Source organism: Streptomyces sp. BR1 (assembly GCF_052373795.1).
GTDB lineage: Bacteria > Actinomycetota > Actinomycetes > Streptomycetales > Streptomycetaceae > Streptomyces.
Window position 1 is genome coordinate 3,981,224 of record NZ_CM126252.1, and the last position, 21,146, is coordinate 4,002,369.

Genomic DNA, 21,146 nt, shown 5'->3' on the forward strand with positions numbered 1-21,146 from the left:
GGGCGTTGGGGCGGGCGGGTGCTCAGTCCCTGGGGAAGTCGTCGGTGGTGAGGGTGAGTCCGACTGGGGTCTGGGTGAGGTCGACCTCGTCGCCGAAGTCGAACGTGACCGTGCCGTGGTACTCGTCGTCCTTCGGCAGGGTGTGGAGGTGCCACTTGCCGGTGTACGGGTCGACGATCAGATAGGCGGGGACGCCGGCAGCGGCGAACGCGGCCTTCTTGGAGCCGTAGTCGTTGGGGGCGGTTCCCTTGGAGATCACCTCGGCGACGAATTCGACGTCCTCGTAGCGCCAGCGGCCCTTGTCATCCCGGGCCGCGCCGTCCTTCATTGCTACGACATCGCAGGCGAAGCCGTTGAGATGGCCGGGGAAGTCGATGCGGACGTCGGAGGCCATGCGTTTCCGTGGGTACTTGGTGCGCAACTGCTCAATGAGGTCGAGAATGATCTCGAAATGGACCTGCCGCTGCGGCGCCATGAAGATATTTCCCCCGACGATCTCGGTCTTGTAACCCTCGGGGACGGGCATCTTCTCGATCCACTCGAACATCGCGTCCAGAGTGAGCTCGTCGTCGCTGTCGGCCATCTCGATCCTGTCGGTCTGTACGACGGTCATCGTGGCGCTCCTCCCCGGCCGTCGCTCTGCCGCGGGCCGGCCACGCAGTACAACGATACGCACGGTGACCGGGTCACGGGCTGTCGAACACGGGTTTGCGCGCCCGGATACGGATCAGGCTCCCCCCCGAACCAGCTCGCCGCATCCAGAAGGGGAACGCCTTTTCGGGCAGTGCACGCTCGAACCGCTCGCTCGCGAGAGCGTCATCCTGACCGTTGCCGTCCGCAATGAATGTCATCTGTGCGTCGACATGCATACCCGTGTCCTGCGCGGGCTCGGCGCGGACGACGGCCTCGTCGACGCCCTGCGCGAGCAGCGGGCGCTGCCCGATCAACGCCTCGAAGCTGTACGGCAGTTCACGCTCGCCGTGCTCGCGGCCGCCGGAGGAGTCGACGACGATGCCGTCCAGGTGTTCCTCGACCACGGGTACACCCGCCAGAACGCCCTGGAGGTCGTCCTCGGCATCGGCACCTACACGCTGTCGACCTTCGCCAACCGGCTGACCAAAGCCGGGGCGTAAGCGGCACCCAGCCCCCACGCCTGATGCATCGCGTCCGCGAACGCCGCCGCGAGCTTGTGCTCGCCGGACGCCGCCGGGTGCGTACCGTCGTACGTGTCGTGGTGGATGTCGTACGACGGCGGGACCGAGGCGAGGAGCAGCGGTGAGGACGGCGAGTCCAGGTCGGCGACCGCCTTCGCGAGGAGCTCGTTGAAGCGGGCCACCTCGGCGGCGAAGGGGGCGTCCGTGTCGGCCCGTACGTTCGGTATGACCGGCAGCAGGACCATGCGTATCGACGGGTTCGCCGTCCGCGCCTGTGCCACGAAGCGGCGGACGTTCTCGGCCGTCTGGCCGCTGTCCGTGTAGAAGCCGAGGTCGATCAGGCCGAGCGACACCAGCAGGACGTCCACCCCCACCGCCGCCTCGCCGATCAGCGGCGCCATATGGAGCCAGCCCTCGCCCCACCCGGAGAGGTGGCGCCTGGCGTCGGCCGGGAAGGACGGGTCGCCGTACTCGTACGACACCGGCGCCCCGGCCGTCGTGTCGAACAGCTCGGTGCGCGGGCCGACGATCTCGTACGGGCCGTCGAAGGACGTGCTCAGGTGCTGCCACATCCGGTAGCGCCAGGTGAAGTCGCCGGCGCGTCCGATGGTCATGGAGTCGCCGACGAACATGAAACGCATGGGGTCATGATGTCGGATCACTCGGAGGCCCTTCGAGGGGCTGCGACGTGACGATGGACACTCGGGGGCATGCGTTTCCCGATGTTCCCGATGCCTTCGCTCCTCCGGGCCGCCGTGAGCGCCGCCGGGCTGGTCGTGCTGGCCGGCGGCACGGCCGCCGCCGACGACGGAGGGTTCACCATCAAGGACCCCCGGATCAAGGAGTCCAGCGGCCTCGCCGCCAGCCGCGCGCACCCGGGCGTCTACTGGACGCACAACGACAGCGGCGACGGCCCGTACGTCTACGCCGTCGACTCGAAGACCGGCGAGACCGTCGCCACGATCACCATGACCGGCATCGGGCGGCCGCGCGACGCCGAGGCGATCTCGGTCGGCACCGACGGGAACGTCTACGTCGGGGACATCGGCGACAACCTGGGCGGTGCCTGGGACCACGTGTGGATCTACAAGTTCCCCGAGCCCGCCGTGCTCAAGGACGCCACCGTGCGGGCCACGCAGTACGTCGTGAAGTACGCCGACGGGCCGCGCGACGCCGAGTCGCTCATGGTCCACCCGAAGACCGGACGCATCTACATCGCCTCCAAGAAGGAGGGCGGCGGCGGGCTCTACGAAGGCCCCGCGCGGCTCTCCACCTCCGGCACGAACGTGTTCCGCCGGATCGACGAGGTGCCCTGGGTCACCGACGGCGCCTTCTCGCCGGACGGGACGAAGCTCGCGCTGCGGGGGTACTACTGGGCCGCCGAGTACGACTGGGTCAACGGCAGGCTCGGCACCCGGCACGCCGTCGAGGCACCGCTGATGCGGCAGTCGGAGTCCGTCACGTACACGCTCGACGGGAAGGCGCTGCTCTTCGGGTCGGAAGGGGAGTCGAGCCCGGTCGCGCGGGTGCCGGTGGTGACCGGGGTGGGCGCCAAGTCCCCGTCGGGGAAGGGGAGTTCGTCATCTGACGACAGCGACTCCCGGAACAGCGACCTCGTGTACGGGGCGCTCGTTTTCGCGGGGGCCACGGCCCTGTGGCTGGGCGGCCGGAGGTTGTTCCGCCGGAAATAGGCCGATGGGGCGAGCGAGATGAAGTCCGCCCGCCCCACCCGCATCACTCATCTCAGAGCTGGTCGATCACGTAGTCGATGCAGGCCGTCAGCGCCTCGACGTCCGCCGGGTCGATCGCCGGGAACATCGCGATGCGCAGCTGGTTGCGGCCGAGCTTGCGGTACGGCTCGGTGTCGACGATGCCGTTGGCGCGCAGCACCTTGGCGATCGCGGCCGCGTCGATCTCGTCCGCGAAGTCGATCGTGCCGATGACCTGCGACCGCTTGGCCGGGTCGGTGACGAACGGCGTCGCGTGCTTGGACTCCTCGGCCCAGCCGTACAGGGCGTTCGAGGACGCGGCGGTGCGGCCGGTCGACCACTCCAGGCCGCCCTGGCCGTTGATCCACTTCAGCTGCTCGTTGAGCAGGAAGAGCGTGGAGAGAGCCGGGGTGTTGTACGTCTGGTTCTTCAGCGAGTTGTCGATCGCGGTCGGCAGGCTGAAGAACTCCGGGATGTGACGGCCGGAGGCGTGGATGCGCGCGGCGCGCTCAAGGGCTGCGGGCGAGAACACCGCGAGCCACAGACCGCCGTCGGAGGCGAAGGACTTCTGCGGGGCGAAGTAGTAGACGTCGCTCTCGGTGATGTCGACCGGGAGGCCGCCCGCGCCCGAGGTCGCGTCGACCAGGACGAGCGCGCCCTCGTCGGCGCCCGCGACCCGCTTGACCGGGGCGGCGACGCCGGTGGAGGTCTCGTTGTGGGTGAGGGCGTAGACGTCGACGCCCGCCTCGGCGGCCGGCTCCGGGTGCGTACCGGGCTCGGAGGCGATCACGGACGGCTCGGCGAGCCACGGCGCGAGCTTCGCGGCCTTGGCGAACTTGGACGAGAACTCGCCGAAGTTCAGGTGCTGCGACTTGTTCTCGATCAGGCCGTGGGTGGCCACATCCCAGAAGGCGGTGGAGCCGCCGTTGCCCAGGATCACCTCGTAACCCTCGGGCAGGGAGAACAGGTCCCGTACGCCCTGGCGCACTTCGCCGACCAGGTTCTTGACCGGGGCCTGGCGGTGGGAGGTGCCGAGGAGCGAGGTACCGGTGGCGGCCAGGGCGTCCAGCGCCTCCGTCCGCACCTTGGAGGGGCCCGCGCCGAAACGGCCGTCGGCGGGCTTCATGTCAGCGGGAATCTGGATCTCAGCCACGAGCGCAGGGTATCGGCACGCGGGGGAGCGCGCGGCCCGGGTCCACCCCGCGAGACGCGCCGCGCGCCGTGGCCGCCGCGCGCCCGTCTGCGGCGGGCCCGGAGGGGCAGGCTGTTCCCCATGGAGATCCCCAGGGGCGATACGGAACGTACGGGTGATACGGAACTTACGGGTGTTTCTCCGGCATCGGGCGCGTTGGAGCGGGCGCTGCGCGAGGCCGTGCGCGGGGAGGTGGACTTCTCGGCGGGCGCGCGGGCGCTGGTGACCATGGACGCGTCGAATTACCGGCGGGTGCCGCTCGGGGTGGTGGCACCCCGCGACGCCGAGGACGTGGCGGCCGTGCTCGCTCTCTGCCGGGAGCACGGGGTGCCGGTGGTGCCGCGTGGTGGCGGCACCTCGATCGCGGGGCAGGCGACCGGGACGGGTGTGGTGCTCGACTTCACCCGGCACATGCGCGGCCTTGTGTCGGTGGACGCGGAGGCGCGTACGGCGGTGGTCCAGCCGGGGCTCGTCCTGGACGTGCTGCGGGACGCGGTCCGGCCGTACGGGCTGACCTTCGGGCCCGACCCGTCGACCCGCAGCCGGTGCACGCTCGGCGGGATGATCGGCAACAACGCCTGCGGGTCGCACTCGGTGGCGTGGGGGACGACCGCCGACAACGTACGGGCGTTGAGTGTCGTGAGCGGTGGTGGCGAGCTGCTGCGGCTCGGGCAGGGCTGGTCCGGCGGTCCTGCGGGACTGCCTGGTTTTGTCGGGCGCCACCTTGCCGCCCTGCGCACCGGCTTCCCGTCCGACCTGCCGCGCCGGATCTCCGGATACGCCCTGGACGCGCTGTTGCCCGAGCGCGGCACGGACCTGGCGCGCGCGTTCTGCGGCAGCGAGGGCACGCTCGGGGTGGTGACCGAGGCGACCGTACGGCTGGTGCGGGCGCCGGTGGCGCGGGCGCTCGCCGTGCTCGGGTACGCGGACGAGAGCGCGGCGGCCGAGGCCGCGCCCGCGCTGCTGCCGCACGGGCCGCTCACCGTCGAGGGCATGGCCGCCGACCTGGTGCGCGGCCACACCGGGCTGCCGTGCGGCGGGGCCTGGCTCTTCGTCGAGACGGGCGGCGACTCGACGGCCGAAGCGGCCGCCCGGGCACGGGAGTTGACGCGGATCGCCGACCCGCTGGACGCGGCCGTCGTCACCGACGCGGCCGGGCAGCGCGCCCTGTGGCGCATCCGCGAGGACGCGGCCGGGACGGCCACCCGGATGCCGGACGGCAGCGAGGCGTGGCCCGGCTGGGAGGACTGCGCCGTACCGCCCGCGCGGCTCGGCGCGTATCTGCGCGACTTCCGGGCCCTGCTGCGCGAACACGGCCTGCGCGGCACGCCGTACGGGCATTTCGGCGACGGCTGCGTCCATGTCCGCATCGACTTCGACCTGATGAGCCGGGCGGGCATCGCGCGGTTCCGGCGGTTCTCGGTGGAGCTGGCCGAGCTCGTGGTCGCGCACGGTGGTTCGCTGTCGGGCGAGCACGGCGACGGGCAGGCGCGGGCCGAGCTGCTTCCGGCGATGTACGGGGACGAACTGGTCGCGCTCTTCGGCCAGTTCAAGGATCTGTGGGATCCGGCGGGCGTGATGAACCCGGGCATCCTGGCGCGTCCGGCCCGGCTCGACGAGAACCTGCGCTTCGAGGTGCTGCCGAGGCGTCCGGTGGAGGTGGAGTTCGGCTACCGGGACGACGAGGGCGACTTCTCGGCGGCGGTGCGGCGGTGTGTGGGGGTGGCCAAGTGCCGTACTACAGCCGGTAGTTCGGGGGTCATGTGTCCGTCGTTCCGGGCGACCGGTGAGGAGGCGCACTCGACGCGGGGGCGGGCGCGGCTGCTGCACGAGATGCTGGCGGGCGAGATCGTCACCGACGGCTGGCGCTCGGAGGAGGTACGGGACGCGCTCGACCTGTGCCTGTCCTGCAAGGGCTGCCGCAGCGACTGCCCGGTCGGGGTGGACATGGCGACGTACAAGGCGGAGTTCCTGCACCACCACTACCGGGGGCGGGTGCGGCCCGCCGCTCACTACGCGATGGGGTGGCTGCCGCGCTGGCTGCGGCTGGCGGGGCCGTGGGCGCGGGTGATCAATGCGCTGGGGCGGGTACGGCCGCTTGCGGCGCTCGCGAAACGGGTGGCGGGGATCGCGCCGGAGCGGGCGTTGCCGGTGCTGGCGAGGCGGACGTTGCGGAGGTGGCTGCGGGGGCGTGAGGTTTTTTCGGGGCGGCCGGTCCTGCTGTGGCTGGACACCTTCACCGACCACCTCTCGCCGGAGGTCGGCCGGGCGGCGGTGCGGGTGCTGGAGGCGGCGGGGATCGGGGTCGAGGTGCCCGGGGGTCGGGTGTGCTGTGGCCTGACCTACGTATCCACAGGCCAGCTGACCCGCGCACGAGGCGTCCTCGGCCGCACGCTCGATGTCGTGGAGCCGCTTCTCGATCGCGGTCTGCCGGTCGTCGTCCTCGAACCGAGCTGCGCGGCGGCGCTGCGGACCGATCTGCCGGAGCTGCTGCCGGACGACCCGAGGGCGGCGCGGCTGGCGGCCTCGGTGCGTACGTTCGCGCAGGTCCTGGAGGAGTGCGCGCCGGACTGGGTGCCGCCGGTGGTCGGGCGTCCGGTCGTCGGGCAGACGCACTGCCATCAGCACGCGGTCCTCGGGGACGCCGCCGAGCGCCGGTTGCGGGAGCGGGCCGGGCTGACAGGGGAGCTGAGCGGCGGCTGCTGCGGGCTCGCGGGGAACTTCGGCTTCGAGCGGGGCCACTGGGAGGTGTCGCTGGCCTGCGCGGAGGGCGAGCTGCTGCCGTCGGTACGGGCGGCGGCGCCCGGCACGGAGGTCCTGGCGGACGGCTTCTCCTGCCGTACGCAGCTGGAGCAGCTGGCCGGGCAGCGGGCCCGGCATCTGGCGGAGCTGCTGGCGGAACACCTGGAGTAGGGATCAGGTGTCTGGGGCGCCACTTACATGAGTGCTTACAGTGGATGGGAACGCATCATTCCGCTCGCGCAGACAAATGACTGTACGAGCGGACACGGATGGTGCAATATTTTATATACCCAGTCCATTGCAGTGCACTCACTCAGGAGTCCCGGTGACCAGTCCGTCCGCCGCCGCAGAGCCGAACGCCACCACGGCGGCGACCGTCTCCACGCCGGAGGCGGCGGGCGGGCCCGGCGCCGCACGCGGACGCCGGGCGGCGCTGGCGCCCGTGGCGCTGGTGATCTCGGCGGGCGTATCGGTCCAGTTCGGCTCGGCGATCGCCGTGATGCTGATGCCGAGGGCGGGCGCGGCGGGCGTGGTCACCCTGCGCCTGGCGGCGGCCGCGCTGGTCCTGCTGGCCATCTGCCGCCCGAAGGTGCGCGGGTACTCGCGCGCGGACTGGGGCACGGTGGTCGCCTTCGGCGTCGCGATGGCCGGAATGAACGGCCTCTTCTACCAGGCGGTCGACCGCATCCCGCTGGGCACGGCGGTGACGCTGGAGGTGCTGGGCCCGCTGGCGCTGTCGGTACTGGCTTCGCGCCGCCTGGTGAACTTCGTCTGGGCCGGTCTGGCGCTCGCGGGTGTGGCGCTCCTGGGCGGGGGAGCGGGCTTCGGGTCGCCGGACATCGCGGGGGCGGCGTTCGCGCTGGGGGCGGGGGCGTGCTGGGCGGTGTACATCCTCTTCAGCGCCCGTACGGGCCGCCGCTTCCCGCAGGCGGACGGGCTCGCCCTGGCCATGGCGGTCGCGGCGGTGTTGTCCCTGCCGCTGGGCGCGGTGGAGTCGGGCGCGAAGCTGCTGGTTCCTTCGACGATCGGCCTGGGCGCGGCGGTGGCGATCCTCTCGTCGGTCCTCCCGTACACCCTGGAACTCCTCGCCCTGCGCCGCCTCCCCGCCCCCACCTTCGCGATCCTGATGAGCCTGGAACCGGCCATCGCGGCCACGGCAGGCTTCCTGGTCCTGCACCAGTCCCTCTCCGCCACGGACGCGTTGGCTATCGCCCTGGTCATCGGGGCAAGCATCGGGGCGGTGCGGTCGCAGGTGGCGCGGGGGCGGGGGGAGTAGGCCGCGCTCGGCCAACCCCGTCAAGGGGGCATTCCCGAGGGGGACTTGAGCCCCCTCGCCCCACTCCCACGCCCTGGTAAAAAACAATGCAAGCACGCTTGCTTGTTTTACGTACCGCTGCCATGCTCCCGGACACGCACCGCAGTATCCCCACCCGAAGGGAACCGCACCCGTGGCCGATCCGACGATCGCCGTGCTCGATGATCTGCGCGACGAAGGGGAGGAACTCGACCGGCTCGTCGGCGAGTTGGACCCAAGCGAGTGGGCGCGGGGCACCGCCGCCGAGGGGTGGAGCGTCGCCCATCAGATCGCGCACCTCGCATGGACCGACCGGGCCGCGTTGCTCGCCATGACCGACGCCGAGGCCTTCGCTGTCGAGGTCCAGAAAGCCGCCGCCGACCCCGACGGCTTCGTCGACGACGGTGCCGAGGAGGGGGTCCGGCTCGGCCCCGGTGAACTCCTCTCCCGCTGGCGGGACGGGCGGGCCCAGCTCGACCACGTGCTCCGCACCGCACCCCCCGGCGCCCGTTTCCCCTGGTACGGGCCGCCCATGTCCACCGCCTCCATGGCGACCGGGCGGCTGATGGAGACCTGGGCGCACGGCCAGGATGTATGGGATGCGCTCGGCCGCACCCGTGAGCCCACCGCCCGGCTGCGGCACATCGTGCGGATCGGGGTGCGGGCTCGGGACTTCGCCTTCGCCGTACGAGGACTGGCCGCGCCCGCCGAAGAGTTCCGGGTCGAGCTCGCCGCTCCGGACGGCGAAGAGATCTGGACGTACGGGCCCGAGAACGCCGAACAGCGCGTCACCGGCCCCGCCCTCGACTTCTGCCTTCTCGTCACCCAGCGCGTCCACCGCACGGACACCGCCATCGAAGCCGTGGGCCCCGACGCCGACCGGTGGCTCGACATCGCCCAGGCCTTCGCGGGTCCGCCCGGGCCGGGACGCGCGCCCAAGGGGGCCTGAATGATCCCGGAGCGCCGTCCCCTCCGTATCGGTAACTTCTCCGGCTTCTACGGTGATCGCTTCGACGCGATGCGCGAGATGCTGACCGGAGGGCCCCTCGACGTCCTCACCGGGGACTACCTCGCCGAGCTCACCCTCCTCATCCTCGGCCGCGACCGCCTCAAGGACGCCCGCCTCGGCTACGCCAAGACGTTCCTGCGGCAGTTGGAGGAGTGTCTGGCGATCGCGCACGAGCGTGGAGTGCGGATCGTCGCCAACGCGGGTGGGCTCAATCCCGCCGGACTCGCCGATGCCATCAAGGAGTTGGCGGGCCGTGTCGGTGTGCCCGCGCGCGTCGCGTACGTCGAAGGTGACAGCCTGCCCCTTCCCCCCGGCGCCCTCACCGCCAACGCCTACCTCGGCGGCGCCGGCATCACCGCCTGCCTCGCCGCCGGGGCCGACGTCGTCGTCACCGGGCGGGTCACCGACGCGGCCCTGGTCACCGGGCCCGCCGCGTGGTGGCACGGGTGGGGGCCCGAGGAGTACGACCGGCTCGCGGGCGCGGTCGTCGCCGGGCACGTCCTGGAGTGCGGCACGCAGGCCACCGGCGGCAACTACTCCTTCTTCGGCGACCACGACATACGCCGCCCCGGTTTCCCCCTCGCCGAGATCCACGCCGACGGCAGTGCCCTCATCACCAAACATCCCGGCACCGGCGGCGTCGTCGACATCGGTACCGTCACCGCGCAGCTTTTGTACGAGACCGGGGGCGCCCGGTACGCCGGGCCCGACGTCACCGCCCGGCTCGACACCGTACGGCTGGCAATGGACGGGACCGACCGCGTGCGCATCACCGGCGTGCGCGGTGAGGCCCCGCCCCCCACCCTCAAGGTCGGCCGCACCCGCGTCGGCGGCTGGCGCAACGAGGTCGTCTTCGTCCTCACCGGACTCGACATCGAGGCCAAGGCCGCGCTCGTCAAAGAGCAGGTGGAGGATGCCTTCATACGTTCCAAATCCCGGCCCCATGAGGTGTGTTGGGAGCTCGCCCGCACCGATCACCCCGACCCCCACACCCAAGAAACCGCCAGCGCTCTCCTCCGGCTCGTCGTCCGCGACAGCGACCCCGACGCCGTCGGGCGTACGGTCACCGGCGCCGCCATCGAGCTCGCCCTCGGCAGCTATCCGGGCTTCCACGTAACGGCTCCACCCGCCAAAGGCACCCCGTACGGGGTCTTCGAAGCGGCCACCGTCGACCGCGAAGCGATCGCGCACACCGCCGTACTCCCGGACGGGAAACGGGAGTTGATACCCCCAGCTACACACACCCGCCCACTCGCCGACGTCCCCGAACCCCCGCTCCCCGCCCCACCACCCCCCGGGCCGACCCGTCACGAACCCCTCGGACGAGTCGCGGGCGCCCGCAGCGGCGACAAAGGCGGCGACGCGAACATCGGCGTATGGGTGCGCACCGACGACGCCTGGGCCTGGCTCGCGCACACCCTGACCGTAGACCTGCTGAAGCAACTGCTCCCCGAGTGCGCCCACTTGGATGTGGAGCGGCACACCCTCCCCTACCTCCGCGCCCTCAACTTCACCGTCCACGGCCTCCTCGGCGAAGGCGTCGCCTCGCAGGCCCGGTTCGACCCGCAGGCCAAGGCGCTCGGCGAATGGCTGCGCGCGCGGCGTCTGGACATCCCGGAGGCACTGCTGTGACCGTCCTGCCCACCGCACTCGACACCGCCGGGGCCGAGTACGCGGCCCATCGCGAGGCCATGCTCGGCAAGCTGGCCGAGCTCGACGCCGAGCACGCGAAGGCGCTCGCGGGCGGCGGCGTCAAGTACACCGAACGCCACCACAAGCGGGGCAAGTTGCTCGCCCGAGAGCGTATCGAGCTGCTGCTCGACCCGGACACGCCCTTCCTGGAGCTGTCGCCGCTCGCCGCCTGGGGGAGCGAGTATCCCGTCGGCGGCTCCATGGTCACCGGGATCGGGGTCGTCGAGGGCGTCGAGTGCCTGATCACCGCCAACGACCCGACCGTACGCGGTGGCGCCTCCAACCCGTGGACGCTGAAGAAGGCGCTGCGGGCCAACGAGATCGCGTACGCCAACCGGCTCCCGTGCATCAGCCTCGTCGAGTCCGGCGGCGCCGATCTGCCGTCCCAGAAGGAGATCTTCATCCCGGGCGGCGCTCTGTTCCGCGACATCACCCGGCTCTCCGCCGCCGGGATACCGACGATCGCGGTCGTGTTCGGGAACTCCACCGCCGGTGGTGCGTACGTGCCGGGGATGTCCGACCACACCGTAATGATCAAAGAGCGGTCGAAGGTGTTCCTCGGCGGGCCGCCGCTGGTGAAGATGGCCACCGGGGAGGAGAGCGACGACGAGTCGCTGGGCGGCGCCGAGATGCACGCCCGCACCTCCGGGCTCGCCGACCACTACGCCGTCGACGAGTACGACGCCCTGCGCCAGGCCCGCCGCATCGTCGCCCGCCTCAACCACCGCAAGGCACACCCGGACACACAAGTCGCCTACGACCCGCCCAAGTACGACGAGGACGAGCTGCTTGGCATCGTGCCCGGGGATCTCAAAACCCCCTTCGACCCGCGCGAAGTCATCGCCCGGATCGTCGACGGCTCCGACTTCGACGAGTTCAAGCCGCTGTACGGGACCAGTCTGGTCACCGGCTGGGCCACCCTCCACGGCTACCCCGTCGGCATCCTCGCCAACGCCCAGGGCGTGCTGTTCAGCGCCGAGTCGCAGAAGGCCGCCCAGTTCATCCAGCTCGCCAACCAGCGCGACATCCCGTTGCTCTTCCTGCACAACACCACCGGCTACATGGTCGGCAAGGAGTACGAGCAGGGCGGGATCATCAAGCACGGCGCCATGATGATCAACGCGGTCAGCAACTCGAAGGTGCCGCATCTGTCGGTCCTCATGGGTGCGTCGTACGGCGCCGGGCACTACGGGATGTGCGGGCGCGCCTACGACCCCCGCTTCCTCTTCGCCTGGCCGAGCGCCAAGTCCGCCGTCATGGGGCCGCAGCAGCTCGCCGGAGTGCTGTCGATCGTCGCGCGCGCCTCCGCGCAGGCCAAGGGGCAGCCGTACGACGACGAGGCGGACGCCGGGCTGCGCGCGATGGTCGAGCAGCAGATCGAGGCCGAGTCCCTGCCGATGTTCCTCTCCGGGCGGCTCTACGACGACGGCGTCATCGACCCCCGCGACACCCGCACCGTCCTCGGCCTGTGCCTGTCCGCCGTCCACACCGCCCCCGTCGAAGGCGCCCGCGGCGGCTTCGGCGTCTTCCGGATGTGAGCCCCCAGATGATCACTTCCCTCCTTGTGGCCAACCGGGGCGAGATAGCCTGCCGGGTCTTCCGCACCTGCCGTGACCTGGGCATCTCCACCGTCGCCGTGCATTCGGACGCCGACGCGCACAGCCCGCACGTACGGGAGGCGGACGCGGCCGTGCGGCTGCCGGGGGCCGCGCCCGCCGAGACGTATCTGCGCGGCGACCTGATCGTGAAGGCGGCGCTCGCGGCGGGCGCGGACGCCGTGCACCCCGGGTACGGGTTCCTCTCCGAGAACGCCGACTTCGCGCGGGCGGTCGTCGACGCCGGCCTCACCTGGGTCGGCCCGCCGCCCGCAGCCATCGAGGCGATGGCTTCGAAGACCCGCGCCAAGGAGCTGATGGCGGCGGCCGGAGTGCCGCTGCTCGCCCCCGTCGACCCGGCGAAGGCCACCGACGCCGATCTGCCGCTGCTCCTGAAGGCGGCTGCGGGTGGGGGCGGGCGCGGTATGCGAGTGGTACGTGAACTCGCCGTGCTGGCAGGCGAGTTGGAGGCCGCCTCCGCCGAGGCCCGGTCCGCGTTCGGGGACGGCGAGGTGTTCGCCGAGCCATATATCGCGCGCGGGCGGCACGTGGAAGTCCAGATCATGGCTGACGCGCACGGCACGGTGTGGGCGCTCGGTACCCGGGACTGCTCGCTCCAGCGCCGCCATCAGAAGGTGATCGAGGAGGCCCCCGCGCCCGGGCTGCCCGAGGCGCTGCGGACCCGGCTGCGCACCGCCGCCGTGGCCGCCGCCCGGACCGTCTCGTACCGGGGTGCGGGCACGGTCGAGTTCCTGGTCGACGCGGACGGCCGGGCGTACTTCCTGGAGATGAACACCCGCCTCCAGGTCGAACACCCCGTCACCGAGGCCGTGTTCGGGATCGATCTGGTCGCGCTCCAGCTCCAGGTCGCCGAGGGCGCCGCCCTGTCCGCCGAGCCGCCGCAGGCATCCGGCCACGCCATCGAGGCCCGTCTCTACGCGGAGGACCCGGCGCACGGCTGGACCCCGCAGACCGGCGTCCTGCACCGCCTGGACATCCCCGGCGTACGTCTGGACCGGGGATACGGCGACGGCGACACCATCGGGGTCCACTACGACGCCATGCTCGCCAAGGCGATCGTGCACGCCCCGACCCGCGCGGCCGCCGTCCGTAAACTCGCCCGCGCGCTCGAACTCGCCCGGGTCCACGGCCCCACCACCAACCGCGACCTGCTCGTACGCACCCTGCGCCACCCGGACTTCACGGCCGCGCGCCTCGACACCGGCTTCTACGACCGCCACCTCACGGCCCTCACCGAGCCGCGCGAGGGCGAGTCGTACGCCGCCCTCGCCGCCGCCCTCGCCGACGCGGCCGGGCGGACTCCCCGCTTCGGCGGCGGCTGGCGCAACCTCCCGTCCCAGCCCCAGGTCAAACGGTACGGCGACCACGAGATCCGCTACCGCCTCACCCGGGACGGGCTCACCGCCGAGGACTTCCCCGGCGTACGCCTGGAATCCGCCGAGCCCGGCCGCGTACGCCTCGAAGTCGACGGCGTGGCACGGGATTTCGAGGTCGCCCGCCACGGCGATCAGGTGTACGTCGACACCGCCTCCGGCGCGTACACCCTCACCGCACACCCCCGCTTCACCGACCCCGCCGAACTCGTCGCACCCGGATCGCTGCTCGCGCCCATGCCGGGCGTGGTGGTCCGGGTCGCGGACGGGCTCGCCGAGGGGGACCTGGTGCGGGCGGGGCAGCCGCTGCTGTGGCTGGAGGCCATGAAGATGACCCACCCCGTCACCGCCCCCCACTCCGGCACGCTCACCGCGCTCCACGCCGTCCCCGGCCGCCAGGTCGAGGTCGGCGCCCTGCTCGCCGTCGTCCAGGACGAACCCGAAGCACAGGAGGACCAGCCGTCATGAGCTCAGTCAAAGCCAGTGTCATCGAGAGCCAGGAGCTCCAGGATCTGCGTTCCGCCGTGGCCGCGCTCGGCAGGCGGCACGGGCGGGGACACGACCGTGAGGTGCTGTGGGCCGAGGCCGCCAAGCTCGGCTACCTCGGCGTGAACCTCCCCGAGACATACGGCGGCGGGGGCGGCGGGATGGCCGAACTTTCCATAGTCCTGGAGGAGTTGGGGGCGGCGGGCTGTCCGCTGCTGATGATGGTCGTCTCGCCCGCGATCTGCGGCACGGTCATCGCCCGCTTCGGTACCGAGGAGCAGCGTTCAAAGTGGCTGCCCGGGCTCGCCGACGGCTCGCTCACCATGGCCTTCGGCATCACCGAACCCGACGCCGGGTCCAACTCGCACCGCATCACCACCACCGCCCGCCGCGACGCGGAGACCGGCGGCTGGATCCTCACCGGGCGCAAGGTCTTCATCTCCGGCGTCGACATCGCGGACGCCACCCTCATCGTCGGCCGCACCGAAGACGCCCGCACCGGCAGCCTCAAGCCCTGCCTGTTCATCGTCCCGCGCGAGACGCCCGGCTTCGAGCGCTCGCAGATCGACATGGAACTCCAGGCCCAGGAGAAGCAGTTCGAGCTCGTCCTCGACGAGGTGCGGCTGCCCGCCGAAGCGCTGGTGGGCGACGAGGACGCGGGCCTGCTCCAGCTCTTCGCCGGGCTCAACCCCGAGCGCATCATGACCGCCGCGTTCGCGATCGGCATGGGCCGCTACGCACTGGGCAAGGCCATCGCGTACGCCCGTGAGCGGCAGGTGTGGAAGGCGCCCATCGGCGCCCACCAGGCCATCGCCCACCCGCTCGCCCAGGCCCACATCGAGCTCGAACTCGCCCGGCTGATGATGCAGAAGGCCGCCGCACTCTACGACGCGGGCGACGACATGGGCGCGGGCGAGGCCGCCAACATGGCCAAGTACGCGGCCGCCGAAGCCTGCGTCAAGGCCGTCGACCAGGCCGTGCACACCCTCGGCGGCAACGGCCTCACCCGCGAGTACGGGCTCGCGGCGCTGATCACGGCGGCGCGCGTGGCCAGGATCGCGCCGGTCAGCCGCGAGATGATCCTCAACTATGTCTCGCATCAGACGCTGGGGCTTCCCAAGTCGTACTAGCCGTACTAGGACGTGCCCCCATGGTCTTCCACAGCGAGTACCCGGCCGTCCCGGCCGTCGACGAACCCATCCACCAGGCGGTCCTCGGGCACGCCGTGCCCCGGCACGGCGACGCCACCGCCCTGATCGACGGCACCGACCCGACGGGCGCCACCACCGTCTCGTACGCCCTGCTGGACGTCCAGCACCGCCGGGTGGCCGCCGCCCTCGCCGAGGCCGGGCTCGCCAAGGGTGACGTCCTCGCCCTGCACAGCCCCAACTCGGTGCTGTTCCCCGCCGTGTTCTACGGCGCCACCAGGGCCGGGGCGTCCGTGACCACCGTCCACCCGCTGGCCACGGCCGAGGAGTTCGCCAAACAGATCGCCGACTCCTCGGCCCGCTTCATCGTCACGATCGCGCCACTTCTGGAGACGGCCCGCCGGGCGGCCGAACTCAGCGGGTCCATAGCCGAGATATTCGTCTGCGACCGGGCGGACGGCCACCGCTCGGTGCTCGACATGTTCGCCTCCACGGCGCCCGAACCCGAGGTGTCGATCGACCCCGGCGAGGACATCGCCGTACTGCCGTACTCCTCGGGCACCACCGGCGTCCCCAAGGGCGTCATGCTCACCCACCGCTCGATCGCCACCAACCTGGCACAGCTGGCCCCGGTGTTCCCGATGAAACCCGGCGACCGCATCCTGGCGGTCCTCCCCTTCTTCCACATCTACGGCCTGACGGCGCTGCTCAACGCCCCGCTGCGGTACGGCGCCACGGTGGTGGTGCTGCCCCGCTTCGACCTCGACCAGTTCTTGGCGGCGATCGAACGCCACCGCATCACGGGCCTGTATGTGGCCCCGCCGATAGTGCTGGCGCTGGCCAAGCACCCGTCGGTGGCGCAGTACGACCTGTCCTCCTTGGAGTACGTGGTGAGTGCGGCGGCGCCGCTCGACGCCCAGCTCGCGGCCGCCTGCTCGGCCCGCCTCAAACTCCCGCCGGTCCGCCAGGCGTACGGCATGACCGAACTCTCGCCCGGCACCCACGTCGTCCCGCTCGCCGCCGTGAACCCGCCGCCGGGCGCGGTCGGCAAACTGCTCCCCGGCACGGAGATGCGCATTCTGTCGCTGGACGACCCGGAGAAGGACCTGGGCGTCGACGAACCCGGCGAGATCGCCATCCGGGGCCCGCAGGTCATGAAGGGCTACCTCGGCCGCCCCGACGCCACCGCCGAGATGATCGACGCGGAGGGGTGGGTGCACACGGGGGATGTGGGCCAAGTGGACGGCGAGGGATGGCTGTTCGTGGTGGACCGCGTGAAGGAGCTGATCAAATACAAGGGCTTCCAGGTCGCCCCGGCCGAGCTGGAGGCCCTGCTCCTCGCCCATCCGTCCATCGCGGACGCGGCGGTGATCGGCGTGTGCGACGAGGACGGCACGGAGGTGCCGTGCGCTTATGTGGTGCGCGCGCCGGGTGCGCCGGACCTTTCGGCGGACGAGGTCATGGCGTACGTGGCCGAGCGGGTGGCGCCGTACAAGAAGGTGCGCAGGGTGGAGTTCATCGGCGAGGTGCCTCGGGCGGCGACGGGAAAGATCCTGCGACGCGAGCTTCGGGACCGCGAGAAGGGTGAGGCGTGACATACATCGGCAGTTCGCAGGACCGGGGCATCCGCACCCTGACGCTCGACTCACCGGCCAACCGGAACGCGCTGTCGGCCGGGCTGGTGGGCGAGTTGGGGGAGGCGCTGGCGGGGTGCGCGGCGGACGCGGACGTACGGGCGGTGGTGCTGACCCACGCCGGCTCGACGTTCTGCGCGGGCGCCGACCTCAAGGCACCACCGGACCCGGCCGCGTTCGTGGCGCTGATGCGGGCGGTGGTGGAGCTGCCGAAGCCGGTGGTGGCGCGCGTGACGGGCCACGTACGGGCGGGCGGGCTCGGCCTGTTGGGGTCCTGCGACATCGCGGTGGCGGGCCCGGAGTCGACGTACGCCTTCACGGAGTCCCGCCTCGGCCTCGCCCCCGCCGTGATCTCCATGCCGCTGCTGCCGCGCATGGACCCTCGGGCGGCGGCGCGGTACTACCTGACGGGTGAGCGCTTCGGTCCGGAGGAGGCGGTGAGGGCGGGCCTGCTGACGTCGTGGGCGCAGGATGTGGACTCGTGTGCTGTGCCGATCCTGGAGGGGCTTCGCAAGGCATCCCCGGGGGGCCTGGCGGCATCGAAGGCGCTGGTCACGGCTACGGTGGTGGAGATGTTCGACCGCTGGACGGAAGACTTGAGCGCGCGTTCGGCGGCCCTGTTCGCCTCGGCCGAGGCGAAGGAGGGCGTGACGGCGTTCCTGGAACGACGGGATCCGGAATGGGTGCGATGACGTCTGCGACCGCCTCCGCCAAGGAGCCGAAGCAGGACCGCAGCCGGGCGACGCGCCAGCGCCTCCTGGAGGCGGCGGTGGCGTGCCTGGCGGAACGGGGCTGGTCGGGCTCGACGGTCTCGGTGGTGGCGGAACGCGCGGGCGTCTCGCGCGGCGCGGCCCAACACCACTTCCCGACGCGGGAGGACTTGTTCACGGCGGCGGTGGAGTACGTGGCGGAGGAGCGCTCCACAGCCCTGCGAGCCCTGGGCCCCACAGACCGCCCCACAGTGGTGGCCCGCCTGGTCGACCTGTACACGGGCCCACTGTTCCGCGCGGCACTGCACCTGTGGGTGGCGGCATCAAATGAGCCGCAACTACACGCGCGAGTACGTGAGTTGGAGGCGAGGGTGGGCAGGGAATCCCACCGCATCGCAATATCACTGCTGGGAGCGGACGAATCGGTCCCGGGTGTACGCGAAACGGTCCAGGGCCTCCTCGACATGGCGAGGGGCCTGGGCCTGGCGAACCTGCTGACGGACGACAAGGCGCGACGGGAACGGGTAGTGGCGCAGTGGTCGAGGCTGGTGGAGTCGGCGCTGGCGTGAGTGGGGGGAGGGGGTTGGGGGCGCCGACGCGCCCCCAACTTGTCACGCCTTACGAGTTGTTCTCAGCATCCTCACAAGCCTTGGCCTGCCGGCGAAGGTCCTCGGCATCCTGGTGCGCCTTCGCGGCGGCAGTACGGTCGCCCAGCGCGTTCAGCTCATCGGCCTTCCGGTCCAGCTGAGCGGCCTGCTGCCGCAGCTCCGCCGGCGCACAGTGGATCACCCCACCGGCGACGGAGGCCTTGACGGGGGCGGCCTGCGCGGGAGCGGCGGTAACGGCTATACCACCGGCAAGCAGAGCGGCGGCGAGGACGGTGGTCACGGTGCGACGCATCGTCGTACTCCAAATCCCGGGCCGTGGGGGCCCGTTGTGGGGGGGGGACTGGTCCGTGATCGACTTTACCTGGGGTTGGGGTGAAACGATCAAGGGGACCGAAGCGTCGATTTAATTCGGTTGTCGGGCCCGCAGGGCTTTCCTAATGTGTGGGGCACACGAGAAGGGAGGTGGTTCGGCAGATGTATGAATACCGGACGCGTGAGGTGACTGCGGGCTAGCGCCTGTCAGTCGCACTCTTTGTGCGGTGCCGGCTTGCGCCGGCCAATCCCAGCAGTCACCGACCCGCGGGCTCGCCGGTACGTCCGGCCGGCTTCTCTTCGGAGGAACCCGAGCCCGCGGGTTTCTGCGTGCCAGGACCCGGATGACTTACGGGCTTAGGCGTTCTACCCGCCATGCCCCCGGAGCCTCCGCCGCGTACCGCAGTCTGTCGTGCAGGCGGTTTTCGTGGCCCTGCCAGAGTTCGACTGTCTCCGGCACCACCCTGTAGCCGCCCCAATGCGGGGGGACCGGGATCTCCGGGCCGCCCTCGGGGTACTGGGTCGACAACTCCTCGTACTGGTGCGTCAGTACGTCTCGTGACGCGATCACCGTCGACTGCGCGCTCGCCCAGGCGCCCAGCTGGGAGCCGTGGGGGCGGGTGCGGAAGTAGGCCTCGGTCTCCTCGCGGGGGACCTGGGTCGCCGTGCCGGTGACGATGATCTGGCGGGCGATCTGGTGCCAGGGGAAGAGCAGTGAGATGTGCGGGTTCGCCGCCAGTTCCCGGGCCTTGCGGGAGGTGTAGTTGGTGTAGAAGACGAAGCCTCGTTCGTCGTACGCCTTCAGCAGGACCGTGCGGGTCGAGGGGCGGCCGTCGGGGGTCGCCGTGGCGACGACCATGGCGTTCGGCTCGTGCAGTCCGGCGGTGACGGCCTCCTTGAACCAGCGCGCGAACTGGGCCATGGGGGTGGCGGCGAGGTCCTCCTCGTCGAGGAGTGTCGTGCGGTACTGGCGGCGCATGGCGGCGGGGTCGTGGTCGGTCACGGCGTCATCCTGCCGTACCCCGTCGAGGGCGTGGCGGTGTCTTCCGGCCGTACTCCGTCGAGGGCGCGGCCGAGCTCCGTCGAAGGCGCGGACGCGTCTTCCTGCCGTACACGTGAATGGCACGGCGTGTCAGTTTTCCCGGCACCGAGGGTCGCCAACCCTCCTCGCGGCAAATGGCGCAGTGTGCCGGATGTCACGCTTCCCCGCACCCGTTGAACCCGCCAAACTCTGCGCTGGGCCACTGTGGCCCCCCTACGACCCGGTGGGTGATTTCGCCGCCGCACGGGGCATGACGGGGGAAGGGGCGCCCCCTGCCCGACCCATTTCCGCGCATCATGAGGAGCCGCCTGATGTCCGACTTCGTACCCGGACTTGAAGGAGTCGTCGCGTTCGAGACGGAGATCGCCGAACCCGACAAGGAGGGGGGCGCCCTTCGCTACCGTGGCGTCGATATCGAGGACCTCGTCGGCCATGTGTCGTTCGGGAACGTGTGGGGGCTGCTCGTCGACGGCGCCTTCAACCCGGGCCTGCCGCCGGCCGAGCCGTTCCCCATTCCCGTCCACTCCGGTGACATCCGTGTCGACGTGCAGTCCGCGCTCGCGATGCTCGCGCCGGTGTGGGGGCTGAAGCCGCTGCTCGACATCGACGAGCAGACCGCCCGCGACAACCTGGCCCGCGCCGCCGTCATGGCGCTCTCGTACGTGGCCCAGTCGGCGCGCGGTCAGGGGCTGCCGATGGTGCCGCAGAAGGAGATCGACAAGGCGGAGTCCATCGTCGAGCGGTTCATGATCCGCTGGCGCGGCGAGCCCGACCCGAAGCATGTGAAGGCCGTCGACGCGTACTGGACGTCGGCCGCCGAGCACGGCATGAACGCGTCGACGTTCACCGCGCGCGTCATCGCCTCCACCGGCGCCGACGTGGCCGCCGCGCTCTCCGGTGCGGTCGGCGCGATGTCCGGGCCGCTGCACGGCGGCGCGCCCTCGCGCGTCCTCGGCATGATCGAGGAGATCGAGCGGACCGGCGACGCCACCGCGTACGTGAAGAAGGCGCTCGACAAGGGCGAGCGCCTGATGGGCTTCGGGCACCGGGTGTACCGCGCCGAGGACCCCCGCGCGCGCGTGCTGCGCCGCACCGCCAAGGAGCTGGGCGCGCCGCGCTTCGAGGTCGCGGAGGCGCTGGAGAAGGCCGCGCTGGAGGAGCTGCACGCCCGCCGCCCCGACCGGGTGCTGGCCACGAACGTCGAGTTCTGGGCCGCGATCACGCTGGACTTCGCGGAGGTCCCGGCGCACATGTTCACGTCGATGTTCACCTGCGCCCGTACGGCGGGCTGGTCGGCGCACATCCTGGAGCAGAAGCGGACGGGCCGTCTGGTGCGCCCGTCGGCCCGCTACATCGGCCCGGGCCCGCGCGACCCGCGCGCGGTGGAGGGGTTCGAGGGCATCGGGGCCTGAGCCTCTGAGTGCA

Annotated in this window: 19 protein-coding genes; 13 read left to right on the forward strand and 6 right to left on the reverse strand. The window is 71.4% G+C overall.

Annotated features, from left to right (window positions below; translation table 11 throughout):
* Nucleotides 1–22: 22 nt before the first annotated feature.
* Together ACT1U9_RS17475 and ACT1U9_RS17480 are read right to left on the reverse strand one after the other, a co-directional pair.
* Nucleotides 23–613, reverse strand: a complete 591-nt coding sequence (locus ACT1U9_RS17475; protein ID WP_444533661.1) for a Uma2 family endonuclease — start codon at nucleotides 611–613, stop codon at nucleotides 23–25.
* Between the two features lie 73 nt (nucleotides 614–686).
* A complete protein-coding gene (locus tag ACT1U9_RS17480; RefSeq protein WP_444539320.1) occupies nucleotides 687–869 on the reverse strand; it encodes a hypothetical protein in 183 nt (60 codons plus the stop codon).
* Here ACT1U9_RS17480 and ACT1U9_RS17485 point away from each other — a divergent pair.
* Nucleotides 822–1,133 (forward strand): carboxymuconolactone decarboxylase family protein, encoded by a 312-nt coding sequence (locus ACT1U9_RS17485; protein ID WP_444539145.1) that lies wholly within the window; start codon nucleotides 822–824, stop codon nucleotides 1,131–1,133. The two genes, ACT1U9_RS17480 and ACT1U9_RS17485, sit on opposite strands and share 48 nt — an antisense overlap.
* Here ACT1U9_RS17485 and ACT1U9_RS17490 read toward each other — a convergent pair.
* Entirely contained in the window at nucleotides 1,085–1,795 is a 711-nt protein-coding gene (locus ACT1U9_RS17490) for a GDSL-type esterase/lipase family protein (protein WP_444533662.1), read from the reverse strand. The two genes, ACT1U9_RS17485 and ACT1U9_RS17490, sit on opposite strands and share 49 nt — an antisense overlap.
* A gap of 90 nt (nucleotides 1,796–1,885) precedes the next feature.
* On the opposite strand from ACT1U9_RS17490, the gene ACT1U9_RS17495 reads away from it, so the two are divergent.
* Nucleotides 1,886–2,845: a WD40 repeat domain-containing protein gene (locus tag ACT1U9_RS17495; RefSeq protein WP_444533663.1), complete on the forward strand. Its 960-nt coding sequence runs from the start codon at nucleotides 1,886–1,888 to the stop codon at nucleotides 2,843–2,845.
* A gap of 52 nt (nucleotides 2,846–2,897) precedes the next feature.
* Here the strand turns inward: ACT1U9_RS17495 and serC are convergent, their stop codons facing one another.
* Nucleotides 2,898–4,016 (reverse strand): phosphoserine transaminase, encoded by a 1,119-nt coding sequence (gene serC / locus ACT1U9_RS17500; RefSeq protein WP_444533664.1) that lies wholly within the window; start codon nucleotides 4,014–4,016, stop codon nucleotides 2,898–2,900.
* 120 nt (nucleotides 4,017–4,136) lie between these two features.
* Between serC and ACT1U9_RS17505 the strand changes: the two genes are divergently transcribed.
* The 10 genes from ACT1U9_RS17505 to ACT1U9_RS17550 all read left to right on the forward strand — a co-directional run bounded on the left by ACT1U9_RS17505 (nucleotide 4,137) and on the right by ACT1U9_RS17550 (nucleotide 18,328).
* On the forward strand, nucleotides 4,137–6,968 hold the full coding sequence (locus ACT1U9_RS17505; RefSeq protein WP_444533665.1) for an FAD-binding and (Fe-S)-binding domain-containing protein: 2,832 nt from the start codon (nucleotides 4,137–4,139) through the stop codon (nucleotides 6,966–6,968).
* A 154-nt stretch (nucleotides 6,969–7,122) separates the two neighbouring features.
* A complete protein-coding gene (locus ACT1U9_RS17510; RefSeq protein WP_444533666.1) occupies nucleotides 7,123–8,073 on the forward strand; it encodes an EamA family transporter in 951 nt (316 codons plus the stop codon).
* Nucleotides 8,074–8,245: 172 nt separating this feature from the next.
* Nucleotides 8,246–9,040 carry a TIGR03084 family metal-binding protein gene (locus ACT1U9_RS17515; protein WP_444533667.1) on the forward strand — a complete coding sequence of 265 codons (795 nt, stop codon included), beginning with the start codon at nucleotides 8,246–8,248 and terminating at the stop codon, nucleotides 9,038–9,040.
* A complete protein-coding gene (locus ACT1U9_RS17520) occupies nucleotides 9,041–10,732 on the forward strand; it encodes an acyclic terpene utilization AtuA family protein (protein ID WP_444533668.1) in 1,692 nt (563 codons plus the stop codon).
* Nucleotides 10,729–12,330 carry an acyl-CoA carboxylase subunit beta gene (locus tag ACT1U9_RS17525; protein WP_444533669.1) on the forward strand — a complete coding sequence of 534 codons (1,602 nt, stop codon included), beginning with the start codon at nucleotides 10,729–10,731 and terminating at the stop codon, nucleotides 12,328–12,330. Before ACT1U9_RS17520 ends, ACT1U9_RS17525 begins: the two co-directional genes overlap by 4 nt.
* 8 nt (nucleotides 12,331–12,338) lie before the next feature.
* Nucleotides 12,339–14,249, forward strand: a complete 1,911-nt coding sequence (locus ACT1U9_RS17530; protein ID WP_444533670.1) for an ATP-binding protein — start codon at nucleotides 12,339–12,341, stop codon at nucleotides 14,247–14,249.
* Nucleotides 14,246–15,397 (forward strand): acyl-CoA dehydrogenase family protein, encoded by a 1,152-nt coding sequence (locus ACT1U9_RS17535; protein ID WP_444533671.1) that lies wholly within the window; start codon nucleotides 14,246–14,248, stop codon nucleotides 15,395–15,397. Before ACT1U9_RS17530 ends, ACT1U9_RS17535 begins: the two co-directional genes overlap by 4 nt.
* A 20-nt stretch (nucleotides 15,398–15,417) precedes the next feature.
* Complete coding sequence (locus ACT1U9_RS17540) at nucleotides 15,418–17,010, forward strand: AMP-binding protein (protein ID WP_444533672.1); 1,593 nt, start codon at nucleotides 15,418–15,420, stop codon at nucleotides 17,008–17,010.
* Nucleotides 17,007–17,741 carry an enoyl-CoA hydratase family protein gene (locus ACT1U9_RS17545; protein ID WP_444533673.1) on the forward strand — a complete coding sequence of 245 codons (735 nt, stop codon included), beginning with the start codon at nucleotides 17,007–17,009 and terminating at the stop codon, nucleotides 17,739–17,741. Before ACT1U9_RS17540 ends, ACT1U9_RS17545 begins: the two co-directional genes overlap by 4 nt.
* Nucleotides 17,738–18,328, forward strand: coding sequence for a TetR/AcrR family transcriptional regulator (locus ACT1U9_RS17550; RefSeq protein ID WP_444533674.1), 591 nt, complete (start codon nucleotides 17,738–17,740; stop codon nucleotides 18,326–18,328). The genes ACT1U9_RS17545 and ACT1U9_RS17550 overlap by 4 nt, the downstream gene beginning before the upstream one ends.
* 49 nt (nucleotides 18,329–18,377) lie before the next feature.
* Here ACT1U9_RS17550 and ACT1U9_RS17555 read toward each other — a convergent pair whose 3' ends face one another.
* Entirely contained in the window at nucleotides 18,378–18,647 is a 270-nt protein-coding gene (locus ACT1U9_RS17555) for a hypothetical protein (RefSeq protein ID WP_444533675.1), read from the reverse strand.
* A gap of 381 nt (nucleotides 18,648–19,028) precedes the next feature.
* A complete protein-coding gene (pdxH, locus tag ACT1U9_RS17560; RefSeq protein WP_444539146.1) occupies nucleotides 19,029–19,658 on the reverse strand; it encodes a pyridoxamine 5'-phosphate oxidase in 630 nt (209 codons plus the stop codon).
* A 374-nt stretch (nucleotides 19,659–20,032) separates the two neighbouring features.
* Here pdxH and ACT1U9_RS17565 point away from each other — a divergent pair, with 374 nt between their 5' ends.
* On the forward strand, nucleotides 20,033–21,133 hold the full coding sequence (locus ACT1U9_RS17565) for a citrate synthase 2 (RefSeq protein ID WP_444533676.1): 1,101 nt from the start codon (nucleotides 20,033–20,035) through the stop codon (nucleotides 21,131–21,133).
* Nucleotides 21,134–21,146 lie beyond the last annotated feature (13 nt).